Consider the following 24035-nt stretch of genomic DNA (forward strand, 5'->3'; position numbering starts at 1 on the left):
ATATTAGAATGATAAGAAGAATCAATAAAGTTGCTGTAATAGGTTCCGGTATTATGGGAAGTGGTATTGCATGTCACTTTGCAAATATTGGAGTAGAAGTTTTATTGTTAGACATCGTACCAAGTGAATTGAATGATGCTGAAAAAGCAAAAGGCAAAACATTAGAAGACCCAGTGGTTAGAAATCGCATGGTTAATGATAACCTTAAAGCTTCACTTAAGTCTAAACCCTCCCCTATTTATCATCAGGATTTTGCCAAAAGAATACAAACTGGCAATCTGGAAGATCACCTTCAAAAAATAAGTGAAGTAGATTGGATTATTGAAGTGGTTGTTGAACGTCTTGATATCAAACAAAAGGTTTTTGAACAAATTGAAAAACACAGAAAACCTGGTACGCTCATTACTTCAAACACCTCTGGTATTCCTATAGGGTTTATGAATAAAGGAAGAAGTGAAGACTTTAGAAAACATTTTGCAGTTACACACTTTTTTAACCCTCCTCGCTACCTTAAATTATTTGAGGTAATTCCTGGACCCGATTGCAACCAGAGTGTAACGGATTTCTTAATGAATTACGGGGAAAAATTTTTAGGTAAAACTTCCGTATTAGCCAAAGACACTCCTGCATTTATAGGAAACCGTATTGGTATTTTCGGAATTCAGAGTCTATTCCATCAGGTAAAAGAATTAGGAATGACAGTGGAAGAGGTAGATAAACTCACCGGTCCTGTTATCGGAAGACCTAAGTCGGCTACTTTTAGAACTGTAGATGTTGTAGGTCTTGATACACTGGTACATGTAGCGAACGGTATTTATGAAAACTGTCCGGAAGATGAAGCCCATGCGCTTTTTAAACTTCCTGATTTCATTAGTACAATGATGGAAAACAAATGGTTAGGCAGTAAAACCGGGCAAGGCTTTTATAAAAAAGAAACCTCCGCAGATGGCAAGCGTAACATTCTCGCTTTGGATTTAGAGACTATGGAGTACAGAGCAAGTAAAAAAGCTTCTTTTGCCACTTTGGAACTCACTAAAACTATTGATAATGTAATAGATCGTTTTCCAGTACTTGTGAGTGGAAAAGACAAAGCAGGCACATTTTATAGAAAGAATTTCGCTGCTATGTTTGCTTATGTACAAAACAGAATCCCTGAAATTTCAGATGAGTTGTATCGTATAGACGACGCTATGAAGGCGGGTTTTGGTTGGGAACACGGCCCTTTTGAAATATGGGATAGTATTGGAATAGAAAAAGGAATTGAATTAATGAAAGCCGAAGGTCTAGAAATAGCACCTTGGGTAAATGAAATGATCGCCTCAGGAAATACCTCCTTTTATACGGTAAAAGAGGGCGCAACTTATTATTACGATATCGTTTCTAAACAACAAGTTAAAAAACCTGGGCAAGATGCGTTTATTATTCTGGATAACATTAGAGACTCCAAAGTGGTATGGCAAAACACTGAGGCTATTGTAGAAGATTTAGGTGATGGAATTCTAAATCTTGAATTTCGCTCTAAAATGAACACTATTGGGGGTGGCGTTTTACAAGGAATCAATAAAGCTATTGATCTTGCTGAAAAAGAATACCAGGGATTAGTGATTGGAAATCAGGCAGCCAATTTTTCAGTGGGAGCTAATATTGGAATGATATTCATGATGGCAGTAGAACAAGAGTATGACGAATTAAACATGGCTATTAAAATGTTTCAAGATACCATGATGCGTGTTCGCTATTCTTCCATTCCGGTGATTGTTGCACCTCACGGTATGACGCTGGGTGGCGGTTGTGAAATGAGCCTGCATGCAGATAAGGTAGTAGCCGCGGCAGAATCTTATATAGGGCTTGTAGAATTTGGCGTTGGTGTAATTCCAGGTGGGGGTGGTTCTAAAGAGTTTGCCCTTAGAGCAGCAGATACTTTCCGTAAAAATGATGTAGAACTCAATGTTTTACAGGAATACTTTCTCACCATTGGTATGGCAAAAGTATCAACTTCTGCCTATGAAGCTTTTGACTTAGGAATTCTTCAAAAAGGAAAAGATATAGTGGTGGTTAACAAAGATCGCCAGATTGCAGAAGCTAAAAAACACGCATTATTAATGGCAGAAGCTGGGTATACCAAACCTATTAAAAGAACCGATGTAAAAGTACTTGGAAAACAAGCGCTAGGCATGTTTTTAGTAGGTACAGACTCAATGGAAGCAGGTCATTATATCTCAGAACACGACCGAAAGATTGCTAACAAACTGGCTTATGTGATGGCTGGAGGAGATCTTTCAGAACCTAATTACGTAAGTGAGCAGTATCTTCTTGATTTAGAAAGAGAAGCCTTCCTTTCGCTTTGTACAGAGAGAAAAACTCTAGAACGTATTCAGCATATGTTAAAAACAGGAAAACCGCTTAGAAATTAAGCATTATTTAACGAAGGTTTTAAAAATAGAAGATCACAAATTAAAAAACATAAAATGAGAACAGCATATATTGTTAAAGCATATAGAACAGCAGTTGGTAAAGCTCCCAGAGGTCTGTTTCGTTTCAAAAGACCTGATGAATTGGCAGCAGAGACTATTGAAAATCTGCTAAAAGACATCCCGCAGTTAGATAAAAAACGAATTGACGATGTTATTGTAGGCAACGCCATGCCAGAGGCAGAACAAGGTTTGAATATGGCACGGCTTATTTCTTTAATGGGATTAAAAATTGAAGACGTACCCGGTGTTACTGTAAATAGATATTGCGCTTCTGGTATAGAAACCATTGGTATTGCTACGGCAAAAATTCAAGCGGGTATGGCAGATTGTATTATTGCAGGAGGTGCAGAAAGCATGAGCTATATTCCTATGGGAGGGTACAAGCCTGTGCCAGATTATAGCATTGCAAAAGAAGGTCATGAAGATTACTACTGGGGTATGGGTCTTACCGCAGAAGCGGTAGCAAACCAATTTAAAGTATCCAGAGAAGATCAAGATGAATTTGCTTTTAACTCGCATCAAAAAGCACTAAAAGCACTTAGTGAAGGAAAATTTAAAGAACAAATTATTCCTATCAACATAGAGGAAACCTATGTGGACGCTCAAGGAAAAAAAGCAACCAGAAATTATACGGTAGACACAGACGAAGGTCCTAGAGCAGACACTAGCAAAGCAGTGCTTGGAAAATTACGCCCAGTATTTGCGGCAGGTGGAAGTGTTACTGCCGGTAATTCTTCTCAAATGAGTGATGGAGCAGCCTTTGTTCTGGTAATGAGCGAAGAAATGGTTAAAGAATTAAATCTGGAACCTATTGCACGTATGGTAAACTATGCAGCTGCAGGAGTTGAACCAAGAATTATGGGAATAGGTCCGGTTAAAGCAATTCCAAAAGCCTTAAAACAGGCCGGAATGAAATTAAACGATATTAACTTAATAGAACTCAATGAAGCCTTTGCCTCACAGTCATTGGCTGTTATCAGAGAGTTAAATCTTAATCAAGAAATTGTAAATGTAAATGGAGGTGCTATCGCTTTAGGACATCCGCTAGGGTGCACGGGAGCAAAACTCTCGGTACAATTATTTGATGAAATGCGAAAAAGAGGCGATAAATACGGTATGGTAACAATGTGCGTAGGAACCGGACAAGGTGCTGCCGGAATTTATGAATTTTTAAATTAAAAGAAACTAACAGATTATACAAGAGACATGGAAACAATAGATAAAGAATTAACACGTGGAGGTCAGTTTCTAGTAAAAGAAACCAAAGCAGAAGATATTTTCACTCCAGAAGATTTTACAGAAGAACAACAAATGATGCGAGATTCTGTAAAAGAATTCGTAGACCGTGAAATATGGCCAAATAAAGAAAAATTTGAAAAAAAAGACTATGCACTTACCGAAGAAATTATGCGTAAGGCTGGTGAACTCGGACTATTAGGCGTATCTGTTCCAGAAGAATATGATGGTTTAGGAATGGGGTTTGTAACCACTATGCTCGTTTGTGATTATATCTCTGGAGCTACCGGATCTGTGGCTACTGCATTTGGAGCGCACACTGGTATTGGAACCATGCCTATTACCTTATATGGCACCGAAGCTCAAAAAAAGAAATACGTACCAAAACTCGCTACAGGAGAATGGTTTGGCGCTTATTGCCTTACCGAGCCAGGCGCAGGATCGGATGCAAATAGTGGTAAAACCAAAGCAGTTTTAAGTGAAGACGGCACGCATTATAAGATAAGCGGACAAAAAATGTGGATTTCAAATGCTGGATTCGCTAGTATTTTTATTGTATTTGCCCGTATTGAAGATGATAAGAATATCACTGGTTTTATTGTAGAGAATGATCCTGAAAACGGGATTACTTTAGGAGAAGAAGAAAATAAACTGGGGATTCACTCCTCCTCTACGCGTCAGGTTTTCTTCAACGAAACCAAGGTGCCCGTTGAAAATATGCTTTCCGAAAGACAAAACGGATTCAAAATAGCCATGAATGCTTTAAATGTAGGTCGTATTAAATTGGCTGCTGCTTGTCTTGACGCTCAGAGAAGAGTCATTACAGAATCAATTAAATATGCTAATGAACGTATTCAGTTTAAAACACCCATTGCAAAATTTGGTGCCATCAAATCAAAAATGGCTGAAATGGCCACTGGTATCTACGTAGGTGAATCTGCAAGCTACCGGGCAGCAAAAGATATTGAAGATAGAATCGCTATAAGAGTAGCAGAGGGCAATTCACATCAAGACGCAGAGTTAAAAGGTGTAGAAGAATATGCTATTGAATGTTCTATTCTTAAAGTAGCGGTTTCAGAACATGCACAAAATTGTACGGATGAAGGTATCCAAATTTTTGGAGGAATGGGCTTCTCGGCAGATACCCCCATGGAGTCTGCATGGAGAGATGCAAGAATTTCAAGAATTTATGAAGGTACTAATGAGATTAACAGAATGCTTGCCGTAGGAATGTTGATCAAAAAGGCGATGAAGGGTCATATAGATTTATTAGGCCCTGCTAAAAGTGTAGCAGATGAGTTAATGGGAATTCCTTCATTTGACACTCCTGATTATTCAGCATTATTTGCAGAAGAAAAAGAACTCGTCGCAAAACTTAAAAAGGCATTTTTAATGGTCGCGGGTGCGGGTGTTCAAAAATACGGACCCCAATTAGAAGAGCATCAACAATTATTAATGGCGGCAGCAGACATTCTCATTGAAGTATATATGGCAGAATCTGCCATTCTTAGAACGGAGAAAAATGCCAAAAGATTTGGTGAGGAATCTCAAAAACATCAAATAGCTATGGCGAAGTTAAATCTTTTCCATGCGGTTGAAAAGATAGGTTCTAAAGGCAAAGAAGCAATTGCTTCTTTTACAGAAGGCGATGAACAGAGAATGATGTTAATGGGACTTAAACGGTTTACTAAATATACCAATTTACCCAATATTGTTAAATTGAGAAACGAGATTGCAGAAAAACTTTCAGAAGAGAACAACTATTGCTTTTAGTATTTGAGCTTCCTTAGTTTTTAGATCATAACAATGTATAAAACAAGAGTACCCAAACGCCCTGAAAATTCAGGGCGTTTTTTAGTACCTTTAACCAAAATTGAATTCATGAAAAAAGTTTTATTTCTTTTGTGTTTTATGCTCTTGTATATAAGTGGCAATTCCCAAACAAATACAGAAGTTTATGTTTTTGATTATACCCCGGGATTTGGGTTAACCAATCCAGTAAATATCTCAAACAATCCAGGTGTTTATGACAATCAGCCTTCCTTCATTGACGATGAAACACTCCTGTTTTCTTCTACCAGAAATGGGCAGACAGATATTCGTAAAATGAATATTAGAACCAAAGAAGAAACCTGGCTTAGTGTAACAGATGGCAGTGAATATTCACCTTTAAAAGTCCCTGAAAAAGCCTTGGTTTCTGCTATTAGGCTTGACAAAGATGGGAAGCAATTATTGTATGTATACGATATGGATACCGGTATTTTTAAAGCCTTGAGGGATAGCCTAAAAGTGGGCTATCATGTCTGGTATGATAATCATACTGTGGTATCTTTTGTTTTAGGAGCGCAATCTTCCTTAGTAGTTTCAGATTTAGAGAAAAAGAATGATATCATTTATCAAAAAAATATAGGGCGCTCTCTTCATAAAATTCCCGGCACCAATCTCATAAGCTATGTAAGTAAAAGTAGTGAACCCTGGGAACTGCGATCTTTGGATCCGGCTACCGGAAAAATAGAATTTCTAGTTAAAATGCCAGAAGGAGCAGAAGACATGTGCTGGACCCCCGCCGGAGTAGCTTTAGTTTCAAAAGGCTCTCAAATTTATGAATATAATCCATCTGTAAATCAAAATTGGAACTACGGGCAAAACCTTGCAGAATTTGGACTTAGAGGCATCAGTAGGCTTGCGGTAAATCCATCGGGAAATAAAATAGCAGTCGTTGTTACAGAGCAACCGCCAGAAATAGTGGTACAAGCACAATTGGAAGCTTACAATAAAAGAGATATTTACGCCTTTCTGGACACCTTTGACGACCAGGCAGAATTATATGAATTTCCCCATAAATTTATAAGTAAAGGTAAATATGCCCTGCGAAAAAGATATGAGGAAATGTTCAAAAACACTCCAGATCTTCATTCAAATATTAAAAATAGAATCGTACAGGGAAACACGGTCATAGACCATGAAGAAATTACTAGAAACGGACAAATATTATACATTATTGCTATTTATGAAGTATCTAACGGTAAAATTACCAAAGCGACTTTTATTAGATAAAAACCCACTAAAAATGAAAAAGACACTTTTTGTACTCAGCATACTATGTTGCTTTTTGGTAAATGCGCAAACAGATCAAAAGATTTATGAGATTATCAATGCCGTTTCTGCCGATAGAATTGAAAAAGACATCAACATCTTAGCGGATTTTGGCACCCGAAACACCTTTAGTGATACCCTTTCCAATACTCGGGGAATAGGAGCAGCCAGAAGGTGGATCAAAAAAGAATTTGATCAAATAAGCAAAGATTGTCATGAATGCTTGAATGTGTTCTATCAAAAAGACTTTGTGAAAAAAGGAGATGGACCAAGAATTGTAAAAGATGCCTATATCGTAAATGTACTCGCTGTGCAAACTGGTACTAAATATCCTAACCGCTATATCATTATGAGTGGTGATATAGACAGCCGCAATTCAGATCCATTAGACTATACCAATGATGCTCCTGGTGCCAATGACAATGCTTCTGGAATGGCAGGCGCTATAGAGGCTGCAAGGGTACTTTCTAAATACAAATTTGAAAGTAGCATTCTCTATGTAGGTCTTTCAGGAGAAGAACAAGGCCTCTTTGGAGGTGCTGGTCTCGCCAAACATGCTCAGGAAAAAGGATGGGAGATTATAGGTATTCTCAATAACGATATGATTGGAAATATTGAAGGAGTAGATGGCGTAATTGACAACCGTACGTTTCGTATTTTTTCAGAACCTGTACCACCTACTGAAACCGAAAGAGAGCGAAGACTTCGTAGGTTTTATGGAGGTGAAGTAGACGGAATCTCAAGGCAGTTAGCACGCTATGTACATAAAACAGTAAAAACCTATATGCCCGAAATGAACCCTATGATGATCTACCGCCTAGATCGTTTTGGGCGTGGCGGTCACCATCGCCCGTTTAATGATTTGGGCTTCGCAGGCATCCGGATTATGGAGGCGCATGAAAACTATAATAGACAGCATCAAAACATTCGCGAAGAAAACGGAATTAAATACGGTGATGTGATTGAAGGTGTAAACTTTGCCTATGCCAAAAAATTAACTGCTGTTAATGCTATTAATTTGGCGAGTCTAGCCGCTGCACCGCCAGCACCAAAAGAAGTAGAAATAGGTGGTATTGTAGAAGCTTCTACCAAATTACGATGGAAAAAAGAAGAAGATTCTGAAATAATGGGCTATAAAGTGTATTGGCGATTGACCACCTCTCCTACTTGGGATAACAGCCGTTTTGTAGGTAATGTAGATGCTATCACCTTAGAAGGGATTGTAATAGACAATTATTATTTTGGTGTTGCCGCGGTTGGGAAAAACGGTTATGAAAGTATGGTTGTATTCCCATCAGGGGTTTTTAGATAAAAGTTAGTAGCTTCCATCTGGATGGTATGAATACAAAATGAGACGCCAACAAACCCATAAGGTCTAAAAAAAACAAATTAGAACCCACAGAAAAACGAGTCAGAATTAAGCCAAGCCAACTTTAATTAAATGCTATGAAAACTTTTAACATCCTATTAATAGTTATGGTGCTGTATGCTGCGAATGCATCTGCACAACAAACCTATGCAGAGAAACTTTCTGCCTCACCAAGACATCATGAGTGGATAACAATTGAAAATGGTACTAAAGAACTCTATTGTTTTGTTGCATTCCCAGAAGTGGCAGATAAAGCCAAAGTAGTAATTGTAATACATGAAAACAGAGGTCTCAATGATTGGGCACGACTCTTCACCGATCAATTAGCAGCAAAAGGTTTTATTGCTATTGCTCCAGATTTACTCTCTAACACCAATGATTCTATTGCCAAAACAACCGATTTTAAAAATACAGATGAGGCGCGAAAAGCAATCTATTCCTTAGATCCAGAAAAAGTAACTAGTAATCTTAATGCTGTATTTAAGCATGCAAAATCAGTAGAAGCTGGTAACGGTGAAGTCTCGGTAGTTGGTTTTTGCTGGGGAGGATCTCAAAGTTTTAAGTATGCTACAAATAATCCCGATTTAGAAGAGGCTATTGTTTTTTATGGAACGGCACCCAAGGAAAAAGAAAGCTTGCTGAATATTGATATTCCTGTTTATGGATTTTATGGTGGTAATGACAACCGGGTAAATGCTACCATTGCTCCTACCGAAGAAATCTTGAAAACGGCTTACAAAATTTATTCTTATGAAATCTATGAAGGGGCAGGCCATGCCTTTATGCGACGTGCAGAAGATGAAAACGAAGACAGCCCCAATAAAAAAGCTGCCCGGAAAGCTTGGAGTAAATTGATAGAAATTTTACAATACTAAAGGTCTTTCTTCCTATTTTTTAGTCAAATCAGAAAGAAAAAAGAACTTTCCATTCAATTCTAAAAAAATAAATTAAAAAAACATTACATTTTAGTAATTTTAATGCATACATGTGTTTATGGTGAAAACCAAGTAAACATTTACTTATCAATAGCATTAAAAGTTAAAACGGCCTATATGAATATTAAAATATTTATAAAATTATTTATAATCATCCTACTTTTAAATTTTACGGTTTCTTGTACCAAGGAAGTTAAGGTGAATGACCTACATAAATCAGGAATCAAAGGAGAAGTGAGTTCTTATTTTGAAAAACATTATGAACCGGTCTTAAAAGCCGGACAATGGAAGAAAGGTCGGATTGCCAATTATGGAAATAATAAAGTAATATTTGACTACGATGGTAATTATATCTTGGCTGAATATTATGGTGACCAAAATGAACAAATATTTAAAATTATCCCTAAAAGAAAAGACAAACTGCTAGTTGAAGAGTTATTATTTGACAACTTTGGAAAATTAATTCATCAAACTAAAATTAAAGAACTATCTGACCAGAAAAAAGACTTTACTAGTTTTGATGCGGAAGGCAAAGTAATAAAAAAAGGTAAATCTTTATTAGCGGACCATATATTAGTTAAACAAAAGATTAAAGAGGTTCAAAAAGAAGGAATATCTGAATATTTGTTATTTTATGAATATGATGTAAATGGAAATTTACAGTCCCAAAAAAAAATGAGTCTGGAAGGAAAAGTACTTTCTTTTGAGAGATATGAATACTTAGACTTTGATGAAAAGAATAATTGGATAAAGAGGCACGACTATAGTTCTGAAGACGCAAAAGAACCTTATAAAATAGTCATTCGTGAATTTGAATACCATCAAACTGAATTCTAGGGTATCAAAGAAGATCAAAATAGCACTTAAAAGTTCGTAATGGTCTTTATCGCATTTCTCAGCATATATACGCTAATTTCCTTATTTTAAATAGCTCTTGTATAGGCTATCTCTTCATTCTATGCGTGTAATAAACCTATATCATAAAGCTAGCAACAACTATTTTAGTTAAAAATTAAAATAGTTCTATATTTTTTTAAATAGTTTGGTTTTAACGGAGGCTTACCCCAGATAGACAAAAATAAAAGTACCTAATTCAACTGCTACCTATTCATAAGTTTCTTCAAAGGTCTTAAATGCGTTAAGAACGCTTAAAATTAGTGTACAACCTCAGATTAACCGCTACCTAAAAGCTGTTTTTCAATCAACCAGAAAACAAGCTGAAATTGACACTCCTTCTAAAACATAAGCAAATACTTATGATCTTCATAATAAATATAAATAAAAATTTATCAATTTTTTTAAAGAGCTTTGTACCGTTCATAATCGTTTCTTAAAGAGGCGGCATAAATGTAAGATCACAGAACAATTCGGCAAAAAACGAATGCTAGTATCAAGACCAAACAAAATGATTCATAAACCAGTAATCCAATAAAATAGTAAATGTCATGAATGAAAATTTAGTAGCCCTCATTGCCATCATAGCTCCTCTATTTTTTATTATCACTGCAGTAGTCTCCTGGTTTCAAACGGGTATGCGTCCAAAACTACTTAAAAAACTAAGTGTTACCGCTACGGTTGTAAATATTATAATTGCTACAATCTGTAGTTTTTTTGTGATACAAAACGGATTGCTTGAAACTGCTTTTATGGGGTATGATGATTTAGGCTTTAGCTTAAGACTGGATGCTTTGAGTATGCTAATGTTAGGGATGATTGCGTTACTAGGATTTATTGTAGTAAGGTATAGCCTTAATTATTTAGACGGAGATCATCGTCAGGGTATTTTTATTGGCAGGCTTGCAGCCACCATCGCTTCTGTACAATTCTTAGTACTCTCTGGGAATCTAGGTTTATTATTTGTGTCTTGGGTACTCACCAGTATGTCTTTACACCGTCTATTAATTTTCTATAGAGAAAGACCGGGTGCTATTATCGCAGCGCGCAAAAAATTTATTCTCGCCAGATTAGGAGACCTCTGCCTCTTCCTTGCGGTAATTCTGTTATTCAATCAATTTGGTACTGGTAATTTAGAAATTATTTTTCAGCAGATACAAAACAGTATAACTGCTGGAATCTCTCTAGATGGAATAGAGTTTGTAGCACTTTTACTTGCAGGTGCCGCATTGTTAAAGTCGGCTCAATTTCCTACTCACGGTTGGCTTATCGAGGTCATGGAAACCCCTACCCCTGTTTCCGCTCTGCTGCATGCAGGGCTTTTGAATGCAGGTCCCTTTCTAATTATTAGAATGGCTTTTGTAATGGAAGCTAGTGTATATGCCCCTTTGGTACTAATTGTTTTAGGCGGATTCACTGCTTTATTTGCCTCCGTGGTGTTTCTTACACAAACCTCTATTAAAACAGCTCTTGGATATTCCAGTGTAGCTCATATGGGATTCAGCTTGTTAGTTTGCGGATTAGGCGTTTATCCTGCTGCTATGTTGCATTTGGTTGCGCATTCTTTTTATAAAGCGCATTCCTTTTTATCATCCGGTAGTGTAATAGATGTGATACGTGCTAATAAGATCACCGCTGCCAAAAGAATGGGCAATCCTTCCAGAATACTTCTGGGGATCTTGCTGGCATTAGGTACTTATACAGCTTTTGCTTTTGTTTGGGGTATTGATCCGGTAAATGAACTTTCACTACTGGTTATTGGCGCCATTATTACCCTAGGGCTTTCCAAAATATTTACTACTGCTTTAGATTCAACAGCAAGCATCCAACTCATACTGAGGGCTTCTTTTATGGCCATACTGGTAACCATTGCATTTTTCTCCTTAGAGTCTGCAATGCATTTTTTACTGGATTCACAAGTGCCGGAATTGGTAAGACCCAACTTTACGGAGATGGTTTTAGTAGGTGTATTGTTATTTGCCTTTGCGGCAGTGGTATTCCTTCAAATACTAGCACCCGTACTAACAACTTCACCTTTTTACAGTGCCATCGCTGTTCACTTAAGAAACGGATTCTACATCAATACGGTATTTGACAGAATGGTACGCGCTTTATATGCTCATGGCACACAAACAAAGCCACAGGTAATAGAAAGCGTAGACTACATCAACAACCAAGAAGTAATCTCCATAGAAGATTATCAAGAACAACCTGCCTAAGACACACCAACTATTATAGTTAATAATTCGCATCAAACTAAAGCTAAAAAAATGAGCATACAAACCTTAGAACAGCCACATTTCTTAGAGCATATAAACGGCCAACAGCAAGCTTTTTTAAACACTATGCGGGCAGCTTGTAAAAAGATTGCTCCAGTATGGCCTTTAGAAAATTTTGTAGCTGTGAATCCTTATTTAGGACTTACCGATAAAAAGTTTGAAAATGTAGCACAAGAACTTGCGGCAACGGGTGGCATACAAATGACCTTACCTGCTTCTTTTTATCTACAAAAGCTAAAAGAAGGAAAAATAAGTTTAGACGACATAGCGAAGGTTTTGAAAAAAAGAAAAAGTGCTTATGATGCGCCTACCTTTATAAAAGCGTTAGAAGACAATACCGCAAAAGTAGAAGAAACCGCCACTTTTGCGAACGTAGCAGATATCGCTACTCAGGTAACCAACAAAGACTGGAATCGTTTTGTAATCTCTAGAATATCTACTTGGGCGGCTTCTTATTTTGATAATGGGCAGGCAGTATGGGCTGCCGCCAACCAAGAAGAAGAACTTTTTATAGCTTGGAAAGCAGAAGCTTCTATAGATCGTACGCCTGAATTATCTGGTTTAAAGAATTTTAGAAAACTTATAAAAGCGCTTCCAGATAATCCAGTTCTAGCTACTGAATTCGCAATAGACAGATTAGGCATTCCAGAAAAAGGAATTCCGTTATACCTTCATAGACTCTTGCTAAGTGTGGGTGGGTGGTCTGCTTATGCAGCTCAACTAGATTGGAATAGTGAATTATACGGTGGTAAAGATGGAAAACTCATTTCCTTTTTGGCAGTATTGGTATGCTGGGAAGCTTGCTTACTTGAAAGTTTAGATAGATCTGCACTTTACGAAAAATGGAGCGGTGCCTGCGAATTGTTGGCATTAGCCAATGTACAAAACCAGTTGAACCAGTCACTCACGCAAAAACTAATTCTCCAGGAAGCATTTGATCTGGCTGCACAACGCAACATCATTCATAAATTTGAACAGCAAACCTCTTCAACTGAAAAGGCTACAAAAGAACAAGCCAAAGCACAAGCGGTATTTTGTATAGATGTGAGATCTGAGGTCTTTCGCAGAAATCTGGAAATGGTAGATTCTGAAATAGAAACCTTAGGGTTTGCAGGGTTCTTTGCTTTTCCTATTAAATATGTTCCCATAGGCCATGAAGAAGGAGGCGCGCAATGCCCTGTATTATTACCAACCGGACCTACCATTTTAGAAGAAATAGCAGATAAAGCAACCCATAAAAAAGTATTAGAAACCAGAATCTTAAACAGGCAAGTAAAGCAAGTCTGGAAGTCTTTCAAATCTGGAGCTATTACGTGTTTCAGCTATGTAAGCCCGGTAGGTCTCTCCTATCTTCCCAAATTGTTTACAGACTCTTTTGGATTAACAAGACCGGTACCGCATCCAGATCATGCTGGGATGTCGTTTTCTGCCTCAAAAAAGAAGAATATTACGCTGGAAACGGCTTCTTTTAAGAATGAAATCACTGGTATTCCTTTAGAAAACCAAATAGAAATGGCCAAAAATGCACTCAATGCCATGTCGTTATCAGACGACTTTGCCAAATTTGTGATGATTACTGGGCATGGTTCCAGCATTGTTAACAACCCTCATGCTACGGGTTATGACTGTGGTGCGTGTGGAGGACGCTCAGGAGAATCTAATGCCAAAGTAGCCGCTGCGGTATTAAATAATACCAAGGTGAGGGCTGCGCTTCAAAAAGAAGACATTTTTATCCCTGTGAATACTACCTTTCTAGCTTGCTTGCACGACACAACTACAGACGAGATAACCATTTTTAACGAATACGAAGTTCCTGAAGAGAACAAAGAAGCGCTTCATTCTCTTAAAAAATCTTTGACATTGGCGGCTCAGGCTACCAGAACAGAACGTTCTTTAAGATTAGACAGTAATCTTACCCAGAATATTGACAAAGCGGTGATTGGCAGAAGTAAAGATTGGTCTCAAGTAAGACCAGAATGGGGACTTGCCGGCTGCGGCGCCTTTGTGGTAGCGCCCCGTGAAAGAACCAAAGCTATAGACCTTGAAGGGAAATCTTTTTTACATTCTTACAACTGGAAAAAAGACAAAGACTTTTCTATTCTAGAACTCATCATGACGGCACCTATGGTTGTAACCAGCTGGATAAGTCTTCAATACTACGGATCTACCGTAGACAACAAGAATCATGGTTCTGGTAACAAGACCCTCCATAATGTAACGGCAGGAATAGGCGTTTTAGAAGGGTATTCCGGAGACCTGAGAGTTGGGTTACCCATACAGGCGGTGCATGATGGAGAAAACTATCAGCATGAGCCACTAAGATTAAATGTAGTGATTGAAGCTCCTATAGAAGCCATGAACGCTATTATTGAAAAACACCCTTCTGTAAAAGATTTGTGTGATAATGGTTGGTTACAGCTCATGGCACTTGATGAAGAAGGCAAAGTATCTCATAGATACACCGGAAACTTAAGTTGGGAAAAAATTCAACAAAATGCAGCCTGATGCTATAAGTGGAACCTTTGTTTTTTAGATACCTTAAAAGCACCTTAGCTCTTCTTTGTTCCCCTACAACTAAGCTAAGGTGTTTTTTATTGCTAAATAAATGCTTGTATATGCGTAAATGTTGCATCTAACCTGATTTCTACCCAAAAAATTAGGGTCTTTAAGACGCCCTTGCACAAGGAAACGCTTCATTTAAAAATTAATCTCTTCTTATGTAAAGCCTCCTAAAACACAGCTAACGAGCCTTATTCCCTGCCTATATTTATAATACCATACCTATAGCTAGCCTTCTTAGATTGCCGCTGGAAAGCCCTGCAAGGCTTACCAGAGGAAAAATCATCCTTTTATGGAATACCTAAAAACGTATGGTTGATATAACCTCTATAAAATAATTTTCCATGGTATTTTAAGCTAACCATCTTATTTTTAGAATACTAATTTCATTTTCACTGTGCCAGCAAAAGAAATAAGAATAAATCTTGTGCTACCGTAAAAAAGTTATTTGTGCAAGTACTCCACAAAATTTACTTTAGTTGGAAAAACGGCTATACATTAATACTCCTTCTGCTCCCCTAAAAAAATGTAAAGTATTTACGACGGGCATCCATTATTGATCCTGTAATAGCTGTCTTTGGCATGATACAGACACCCAACTAAAATATGGCAAAAATAAAACCATCACATCTACACTACACAAAAACTTTCTGCAACGTATAGCATCGAGTTTACGCGACAAAGAAGTGTTGGAAGATTTGGTTTGAATACTACCTAATGTCTGTTTTGATAAATATTCCTTTTTAAAACCTTATTTTCCTAGGTTCAACCCCCCAAATACCTTTTTCCCTTCACAGAAAAACCGTTGGTTTTTAGTATGTTTGAAAGGAAAATCCCGCACCCTACTTACGCTCTATACCACTTGTCTGGATGATATGACTGCAATGCAAAATTAAGCAGATTGTGCTACCTGCTGCACCGGGGATTCAAAATGATTACCCTTCTTTACTAAAAAGAAATAAAATCAGAAAAAATGCATTGTTATGCAATTTTACGTACAAACCCTGAAAGTAAGTGCTTGTGCACCGAGGCCTAGGGGTGCTATTCCATTTCTATTTGCTAAATTAGGTGCTTTAAACTTGTTGCTGGTATCGCGCAAAACCACTATTTATTATTTCACCAATAGAATCTTATAAAAGAATGAAAAAAATTAAATGGAGAAAATACGTATTTGAATTCTTATCAATTTTTATTGCCGTAGTTTCTGCTTTTGCACTTACTAATTGGAATGATAACAGAAACAGTAAGCAGTCTGAAGAAAAGATTCTAACTGAAATAAAAAATGGAATTGGGATTGACAAACAAGATTTTGAAGGAAATATAATAGGCCATACCATAAGTTTAAGAGCTAATTATATGTTTAGAGAATTGCTAAACGGGAAGGAGATATCTCAAGATTCAATAGGGCTATTTTACACCTCACTTTTTAGAGATTACACACCCGTTATTAATCGCTCTGGGTATGAATCATTAAAAGAAACGAGTTTAAAAACAATTACAAACGACTCTTTGCGTTTTCAGATCATTTCTCTTTACGATTACTATTATGGTATTATTGAAATTTTAGATAACGTAAGTGAAATGCAATCATTTGAGAATTATTTTGCCTCCGTAAATCTATTATTACATCCATATATGGAATTTGATGAGGATGGAAATTTAATACATATAAATTACCCCAAAGAATTAAGCGAAAATCAACGAAAAGAACTATTAAGCTATCTATGGCGCTTAGAGAATAATAGAAAATTTAAACTTGGGCGGTACAAGTCTATCATTCAAATTATGGACAACGTAAAAAGTAATATTGAAGAAGAAATAGAAAACAATGGCTCATAAGTGAAGTTGCTATACAAACCGCTAGTTTTTAAGCCATTCTTATGGTCTTTCGTGTTTTTTAAATGGATAAGGAGTAAGGAATCTAATTCTAAGACATAAAAAAAACAGCGCTAATTTAATTCAAGGGATATTTCCATTTAGAAATTCAACTAAGATTTCTAATATGCCTTTATTCTTTTTCCAATTTCGGAAGAAGAAACAATGCTGATTCATATAAATTATCAGTACCTTTTTCCAAATTTAAAATTTAATAAACCATGCAAGTCTTAATCAACCTAAAAAACAATTCTTCTACTGATTTGGTTAATCCAAAAGTAATTGGCAATGTAAATCCTCCACCTCCACCTCTTATTGCAAAAGGAGCTTCCTTCACTTGTAATTTAATGATTGGAAATTCATCATCAGACCAAGGAGGGCTATTCTATACAGAAAATGCGAATGGTACAAGTGTTGGAATACAAGTTAGGAATGGAATTACGCCTGAATTTACAATTAGAAATAGAGGTACTTTCAGTTCTAAAATTATCAATGAAGTAACCATTGAATTCAATCCTTAAAATATAAATGGACTACTTGAAAAGTTACCTTTTTAAGAGTAACCAGTAACTAAAAATCCCCTGTGATATTACGGGGATTTTCTTATTTAGACACATACATATGTCTAATGTGTATTACTCTGCTTCCACAAAAGCAATAAGTTCTTCCATATTAAGAACATTCCTTGAACCAACTACGATCCCTTCCTCGTTTATTAAAACAGAAGTGGGAGTGCCTTTTATTCTATAGTTGATTAATTCTTCCTCTGTGGCAGCCAGTACCGGAATATTGATTTTCTTGTTAGCTTTAAATGCCTTGTTAGCTTCCGAAGAAGAATTTAATTGCATCATTACTACTTCTAAACCAGGATGCGATTGCGCCGTAAACTCATTTAATACTGGATAAAATTGCTCGCAATACCCACAACCTTCTTGGGAGAAAACTACCAATACTTTCTTTCCCTTAAAGTCGTTTAAGGCCACTTCGTTATTTTGTTCATCTTTTAAAGCAAATTCAGAAGCTGGAGTGCCAGGCTCTAATGCTTTGTTTAGAGATTCTAATTGTTCTTGTGCCGCTTGCACTTTCTTTATAAAGCTTACAGTAGATAACATGTCTTCTTGGGTATTTACGATGACTCTTTGAGCCGCCTGGATGCGGGCTTTGTTCATATAAGTAAAGTAGGCTGTAGCGGCAACGCCTGCCATAGTGAGTATTTGTAACGAGATTATAATAAGTGTTGACTTTTTCATATTAGAAATATTTTAACTAGTTCCTTTAGTGTTTTTTAAGAAACTGATACAATTGAATGGGTAACTAGCATTTAAAAACAATTGTATCAGCTTATTCTAATTACTATTTATTTGTTAGCATACAACTTTTAATCCTGTTGAGTGGTAGCAGATATATCATCACATTTATTCTTTAAACTATTACAAAGCGTAGCACTTACCCCCCCACTGACAAGTTTAGTAATTATAGATGCTACACAAACTGCCATACTAATATTTCCTATTGGAGTTGTTACACCAAGTGCCGCATTAGCAGCGATACGGGCAGTATCGCCTGCCAAAGTTCCAAGAAGATACCATTGTCCAGTAGTTACAGCATTAATAATATTAGCAGCAAGGCTAAATATAGAGAAGATGCCAGAACAGGTAACTTTTGAGCCAATTGTACTAACTGCACTTAAACTGGTAGTCCAAGCTTTACAAGTTCTATAGCCAGAAAGGCAGGCATTCTGTTCTGCAGCAGAAACCGTTGTAGAACCATCAGATACCCCCAACGCATAACCATTAATAATAGTATTAACAGTACTACTGTCATAATTACTATTAATTTCTAAATCAAAATTTACTTCAGGATAAAAAGCATCAGGAAGTGACGTTAAATCTGAATCATCATTTGTAGCTAATACAATCTCTCTTGAGTCTGAGTCAACTGTTTTATCAGTATCAACAAAATGAATTGCTACACATTCCGAATTGCTAACAGCCTGAAACGAATTAAAATAATTGAAACCAAAGCCTTCAGCTTGCGTTTCACTTAGTCCAGTAGACCTAAACACTGGAATACTTTTACCAGAGCTACTAGCTCCTGTATACGCATAGCCGCATAATTGCTGGGTTGATTTTTCAGAACCACAAGCAATGGTTAAATTTGTAATGTAAGCGCCATTGTTATAAAAAGCTCCTCCAATATCTCCAATGTATCTGGCTGTACTATTACTCCAATTAGTAAAATTTCCACTATTCCCATTACTAGCTGTAATATTAACATTGCAATATGGAGGAATTACCATAGATTTAGCATAGTATGTTCTATTGTTATAATAATGATTTGAATTATTTGGAGAACTAGTTGTCAACCTTCTTTTAGTTCCAGAAAAATTAGTATCAGCAGATAAAATCAATCTGGTATACGTAGAAGTAGTTATTTTTCCTGTAGTTGACTCCCCATCCGCCAAGACTAATTCTTCTGGAGCCTCTTTAACAAAAGTCTCCATTTTAGCTAAAATTTCATCAGGGTCTTCTTCTGTGAAAATTTCTATTGCCAGATCATCTGAAGTTAAACTAATTACCTCATCTTCTGCATCACAACTACCAAATAGCATTACCAAACCTGGCAGGGTGTACAGAAACATTTTTCGTGCTAAGTGCACGTAATTCTTTTTTTTAAAATTTATCATATTTAAATTTAAAAAGGATTAATAATTATATATTAGTGTTGACTAGTACAACCATGTTGAGTATATAAACAGAAATTGTTTATACTAGTACCTGTGTAGATTCGTACCTAAAACGAGATCTCTTAAGAGATTTATTTCAACTTAAATTACACGGATAATTGAAAGTAAAAAGCATCAAAATTGAGAAGGCTGCGCAGATGAAATTTTAGCCTCACTTTTTGCTGGGTAGGTTTTCTTTTCATAATTTTTTGTGTAGCAATTTTTAATCATTAAGATTCAGGTATAGCAATTATTGTATTTTTTATATCAAAAAAAACAACCCTAAATAAGCGTTTTTATTTTCAATAATAAATAGTAATTTTTTCTTTAAATGTAAGATTTTAACACCTAAAAAATGTAGGCGTAAGCAATAAATGAAGCTGTAAATGTAACAAGTGGGAGATTTGACCAATAGCTGAGAATATGATCCTCTAAGAAACAGATTTTTTAATTTAATAGTTTTTTTTTAAAATTTTTATCATAAAAAAAGCTATTTTATTGAAATATTTATAATTTCTAATTGAAATTAATTGTCCTATTCTTAGGATAGATTTTTGTTTCTTAAGATATTCTATTAAAAATTTATAACTTTAGTACCTACTACGTTTACTAAGATGTATTATTTAAAAGGCAACAAACTCAAGATGGAAACTACTAAAAGTAGTATGGCTATTTTTATAGAATTCTTCACGTTGCTTTTAATTGTCACCACGCTTATAATGGTAGTCTTCTATTATGGAAAACTCCCGGAAAAGATTCCTGTTTATTTTAATGAGGCTTCCGAAACTTCAAACATATTTGGATCTAAAAATTTGTTATGGATAGTTCCCATGGTAAGCGGAATTATAACAATACTCTTATCTTATTTAAATCAAAAGACTTGGTTATCTAGTTTTTTAATAAAAGTTGACAAGTTAAATGCTAAAAATCAGTATGACATATTCTTACCATTGATCCGGCATCTTATCTTTATGGTAAGCATTTATGGAGCATCCATTACCCTAAATGCAGTGCTGGAAATAGTAGATCATTCTTCTCCAACTTTAAAAAATGCGCATATTGCTTCCATTATCTTATTGACAGGAGTGTTACTTTTTTATCTTTTTAAATCTATATTCAATAGAAAAAAAAGTGCGGTATCTTAAAAATGAATAGCGTACACTATTCTTCAAAAGAAGGGTGCTCCAAAAAAGATAAGATATAAACTTTGAACTCAAAAAAACATGAAAAAAATAGTACAGATAGCGCCACTTGGTTTTCCTTGGAAAACGCAAGATCCTTTTCTTTTTTGTGCTTACCACAGAGATGAATATCCAAAGGGAAATGCTGAAATGGGAATTGACAGTTCATTCTTGAAAGGCAGAAATCTAGGTCAGGATTTTATAATTAAAGATGGATGGAGAATGTACCATGGTAAAAATGTTCCCGGTTTTCCTTACCATCCGCATAGGGGATTTGAAACCGTAACTATAAATAAAGAAGGCGTGGTAGATCATTCTGATTCACTTGGAGCGGCGGGTCGTTTTATGACCGGAGATGTGCAGTGGATGACTGCTGGAAAAGGCATTCAGCATTCAGAGATGTTCCCTATGCTCTATGAAGAGAAAACCAATCCGTTAGAGATTTTTCAAATCTGGTTGAACCTTCCTAAAGTTTCCAAGATGGTGGCTCCGCATTTTAAGATGTTATGGAACGAAGAAATTCCAGTATACACGCATAAAGATACTTCTGGAAAAACTACCACCATTGAGATAATTGCAGGAAAAATACAACAGGTAAGAGCCATGAGTGCTCCACCCAATTCATGGGCTGCAACTCCTGAAAATGCTGTGGGAATTTATACGGTAAAAATGGAGGCAAATGCTGTCTGGACAATGGAAAAAACCAGTAAAGAGGCAAATCGTTCTATTTTTTTCTACAAGGGAAATGAAATACACATTGAAAATGAAAAAGTAGCCTCTCAACATCTTATTGAAGCACTGGCAGGGGAAGATCTTATCATTAAAAACGGTTCTTCTGATGCTTATTTTTTAATTCTAGAAGGAAAGCCTATTAATGAACCCGTTGTTCAACACGGGCCGTTTGTTATGAACACAGAAGAAGAAATAAGAACGGCTATGAAAGAATATGGTCAAACCCAATTTGGAGGCTGGCCGTGGCCAGAAACAGAAGTGGTGCATCCAAAAAAGAAAGGAAGGTTTGCTTTGTATGCAGATGGAACCGAAGAAAAAAAATAAGCTATTGCATTTACTAAATTGCTGGCAACCTCCAAATGCTTTGTCATACCTGTTACATACTCTTGCTTTTACCGTATTTTTTTGCAAAAGTATTCTTCTTATTTGCTAGTTGCTGGAGATTTCTATTTTGAGTAGAGCCAGAAGCATTTTGTCTATTTTTTGATGAATTCTGAACTACTGTGAAAGCCATTAAGGATGGTTTCTGGTACTTTTTCCCTAAAAATTCAACAGTGGCCAATTGCTTGGAAAGCAATCCTTTAAAAACATCTTCAAGTTGTTCTTTTTCAACGGCATGCAAAGTAGTGGCTAATTTATTTTTTTGGGTATGCAGGTCTAATTCTGGAAGCACATCCTCTTTGTCATAATGCAAAAATAAATCATGTTTTGTTAAGGCTTCTTCCATCATTGCCTGATAGCATTCCAGATAGTTTTCTACTTCGCTACGGGTTACTACTCCATGATCTGATAAGTAAGGTTCTGTAATGGCTCTAAATTTATTCATATCTAGTATCATTTTGCCACTGCTATCTTTTATAAGCTGATTTTGTTCGTTGGTTTTACAATACATTCTGGCAAATGCCTCTGCCAAATCTTTAGATACCGCATTAAATGAAAAATTAATATACCTCGTCTTTGACGGTAAACGATGTCTTTTTCCTGTAATTTTTATTTTATTTCGTATTCTATTTTCTGCATTTTCTAAAAACAAGCTATTGCAAAGACCTTGAACCTGTTCAATCTTTTCTGTATCTTGTAACAACGTCCCTAATGTTTTTTGGATTTTTTCTTCAACAGCTTCCCGTTCAATTATAGCATATAAGAGTTCTGAAATTGCCCCATCTTTTTTAAGTGCTAGCCCAATGGCAGTTTGTGTCAACAGACTTTTAACAGGAGTAGCACAATTACCCAAAGACATGGCCATTAAATATAAATTTTTATTCTCTTCAATACGCTTTGCTTTATCCTTAAACACTCCATCTATCAATTCTTTGGCTGCTGGCACATATACCTCCATGTCAAAAGGATTTTTAACTGGTACTTTTTCTAAAAACTCTTCTAATACCATCCTTCCCGATACGCTCAGAGCCGGACGATTAAGTTCATCATCTCCAAGCTTAAAACTTCCATATGTCAATGCCTTTAGCTTAGCTAATACATCAGGAGCTTTAGCTCCGTACATTTTAGAAAGTACGGCGCTATAGTGTTGGTTTTCATCATTTGCAGTGCCACTAGTTAAAATTCTAACATGGTTAAAAGTAGTATTGATCCAAGAGAGCGTATCTTGAGATAATGGATTATTACTTAACTCTAGATGTAGCAGATTATTGGTTAGATTAGAAAGACTTTCAGGTACGTATTGCAGTTGATTTTGATTCAAATACAAATGTCTTATTCTCAAAAGTCTCCCCATCTCTTCAGGAAGTGCTTCCAATTGATTACGTGAAACCTGAAAGAAGCTTAGGTTTGTTAAATTTCCAATACTAGCGGGTAGGGATTGAAGCATATTTCCAGCTACTTCTAATCTTAGTAAATTAGATAGATTTCCAATACTAACCGGCAGTGTTTGCAGACTGTTCTGTCCCACATCTAAATATTTAAGCTCGGTTAAATTCCCTATGCTTTCTGGTAGGCTTTCAAGTTGATTATGGTTTACTCGTAAAGTCGTTAAATGGTACAATTCACCTATGTTTTCAGGCAAATCTTGAAGGTGATTTCCCGTCAGATCCAATGTTTGGAGGTTCCTGATTTCTTTTATACTCGGAAGTAGCTCTGCCAGTTCATCTGAAGTTAATCCCAACATCTGAAGACCCAAAACCGGAGAACCTTGTACTTTGGCCATATATATAATTCCAAGAGCTTGTTTAAACTCTCTTCTATCACCAATTCCTTTGCATGGAATATTTCCCATAATTTTCAAGGTTTTAGTTTAAATACCATCCTAATTAAATTTGATTTTAATCAATCATAATTTTATGGTAAACAGTGGTTTACAATAACTTTTTGTAAATAAAATATATTCTTATCTTAATATGGAGTACCCTAAAACTTAGAAACCCCCTAGCGTTTAAAATGCTATTTTTTAGTAGAAGTTTATACGCATTTAAAACACGGAATTACCCTTATTAAAAGCAGAAAATCATTTCCTACATAACAGAGAGTAGTTATGGTTTTATCTAAGAGAAAAAACATTTATTTTTGGCGAGTTTGAATGATCTAAATTAGTTATTGATTAATCATTCTAGAAGAATAAATTGAGAAGTATATAGGTATCTATACAAAAAAATAGCCTTTCAAGCCTTAGAAATCTCCTTACATCTTACGTGAAAATACCTGATTTCACTTTTTAACATGAGTA

At 36.0% G+C, this 24035-nt stretch carries 16 protein-coding genes; 13 read left to right on the forward strand and 3 right to left on the reverse strand.

Annotation, left to right across the window (positions count from 1 at the left end; translation table 11 throughout):
• The first annotated feature begins 8 nt into the window (after positions 1–8).
• From WBG07_RS03005 to WBG07_RS03055, 11 genes are all read left to right on the forward strand, one after another.
• On the forward strand, positions 9–2414 hold the full coding sequence (locus WBG07_RS03005) for a 3-hydroxyacyl-CoA dehydrogenase/enoyl-CoA hydratase family protein (protein WP_340198999.1): 2406 nt from the start codon (positions 9–11) through the stop codon (positions 2412–2414).
• Positions 2415–2468: 54 nt separating this feature from the next.
• Positions 2469–3653 carry an acetyl-CoA C-acyltransferase gene (locus WBG07_RS03010; protein WP_340199000.1) on the forward strand — a complete coding sequence of 395 codons (1185 nt, stop codon included), beginning with the start codon at positions 2469–2471 and terminating at the stop codon, positions 3651–3653.
• 27 nt (positions 3654–3680) lie between these two features.
• On the forward strand, positions 3681–5483 hold the full coding sequence (locus WBG07_RS03015; protein WP_340199001.1) for an acyl-CoA dehydrogenase family protein: 1803 nt from the start codon (positions 3681–3683) through the stop codon (positions 5481–5483).
• A 108-nt stretch (positions 5484–5591) separates the two neighbouring features.
• On the forward strand, positions 5592–6767 hold the full coding sequence (locus WBG07_RS03020) for a nuclear transport factor 2 family protein (protein WP_340199002.1): 1176 nt from the start codon (positions 5592–5594) through the stop codon (positions 6765–6767).
• 13 nt (positions 6768–6780) lie between these two features.
• Positions 6781–8118: a M28 family peptidase gene (locus WBG07_RS03025; protein WP_340199003.1), complete on the forward strand. Its 1338-nt coding sequence runs from the start codon at positions 6781–6783 to the stop codon at positions 8116–8118.
• 134 nt (positions 8119–8252) lie between these two features.
• Entirely contained in the window at positions 8253–9050 is a 798-nt protein-coding gene (locus tag WBG07_RS03030; protein WP_340199004.1) for a dienelactone hydrolase family protein, read from the forward strand.
• Positions 9051–9227: 177 nt separating this feature from the next.
• Entirely contained in the window at positions 9228–9947 is a 720-nt protein-coding gene (locus WBG07_RS03035) for a hypothetical protein (protein ID WP_340199005.1), read from the forward strand.
• A 608-nt stretch (positions 9948–10555) separates the two neighbouring features.
• Positions 10556–12223, forward strand: coding sequence for a proton-conducting transporter transmembrane domain-containing protein (locus WBG07_RS03040; protein ID WP_340199006.1), 1668 nt, complete (start codon positions 10556–10558; stop codon positions 12221–12223).
• A gap of 51 nt (positions 12224–12274) precedes the next feature.
• A complete protein-coding gene (locus WBG07_RS03045; RefSeq protein ID WP_340199007.1) occupies positions 12275–14788 on the forward strand; it encodes a YbcC family protein in 2514 nt (837 codons plus the stop codon).
• Positions 14789–15982: 1194 nt separating this feature from the next.
• Positions 15983–16681 (forward strand): hypothetical protein, encoded by a 699-nt coding sequence (locus WBG07_RS03050; RefSeq protein WP_340199008.1) that lies wholly within the window; start codon positions 15983–15985, stop codon positions 16679–16681.
• Positions 16682–16938: 257 nt separating this feature from the next.
• Positions 16939–17238 (forward strand): hypothetical protein, encoded by a 300-nt coding sequence (locus WBG07_RS03055; RefSeq protein WP_340199009.1) that lies wholly within the window; start codon positions 16939–16941, stop codon positions 17236–17238.
• Between the two features lie 114 nt (positions 17239–17352).
• On the opposite strand, the gene WBG07_RS03060 is transcribed toward WBG07_RS03055, so the two are convergent.
• On the reverse strand, positions 17353–17967 hold the full coding sequence (locus WBG07_RS03060) for a TlpA family protein disulfide reductase (protein ID WP_340199010.1): 615 nt from the start codon (positions 17965–17967) through the stop codon (positions 17353–17355).
• A gap of 128 nt (positions 17968–18095) precedes the next feature.
• Complete coding sequence (locus WBG07_RS03065; protein WP_340199011.1) at positions 18096–19403, reverse strand: hypothetical protein; 1308 nt, start codon at positions 19401–19403, stop codon at positions 18096–18098.
• A 683-nt stretch (positions 19404–20086) separates the two neighbouring features.
• Between WBG07_RS03065 and WBG07_RS03070 the strand changes: the two genes are divergently transcribed.
• Both WBG07_RS03070 and WBG07_RS03075 read left to right on the forward strand, forming a co-directional pair.
• Positions 20087–20587, forward strand: coding sequence for a hypothetical protein (locus tag WBG07_RS03070; RefSeq protein WP_340199012.1), 501 nt, complete (start codon positions 20087–20089; stop codon positions 20585–20587).
• A 78-nt stretch (positions 20588–20665) separates the two neighbouring features.
• Entirely contained in the window at positions 20666–21679 is a 1014-nt protein-coding gene (locus WBG07_RS03075) for a pirin family protein (protein ID WP_340199013.1), read from the forward strand.
• A 52-nt stretch (positions 21680–21731) separates the two neighbouring features.
• Here the strand turns inward: WBG07_RS03075 and WBG07_RS03080 are convergent, their stop codons facing one another.
• Complete coding sequence (locus tag WBG07_RS03080) at positions 21732–23588, reverse strand: leucine-rich repeat domain-containing protein (protein WP_340199014.1); 1857 nt, start codon at positions 23586–23588, stop codon at positions 21732–21734.
• Positions 23589–24035 lie beyond the last annotated feature (447 nt).

Source organism: Ascidiimonas meishanensis (assembly GCF_037782385.1).
Lineage (GTDB): Bacteria > Bacteroidota > Bacteroidia > Flavobacteriales > Flavobacteriaceae > Ascidiimonas > Ascidiimonas meishanensis.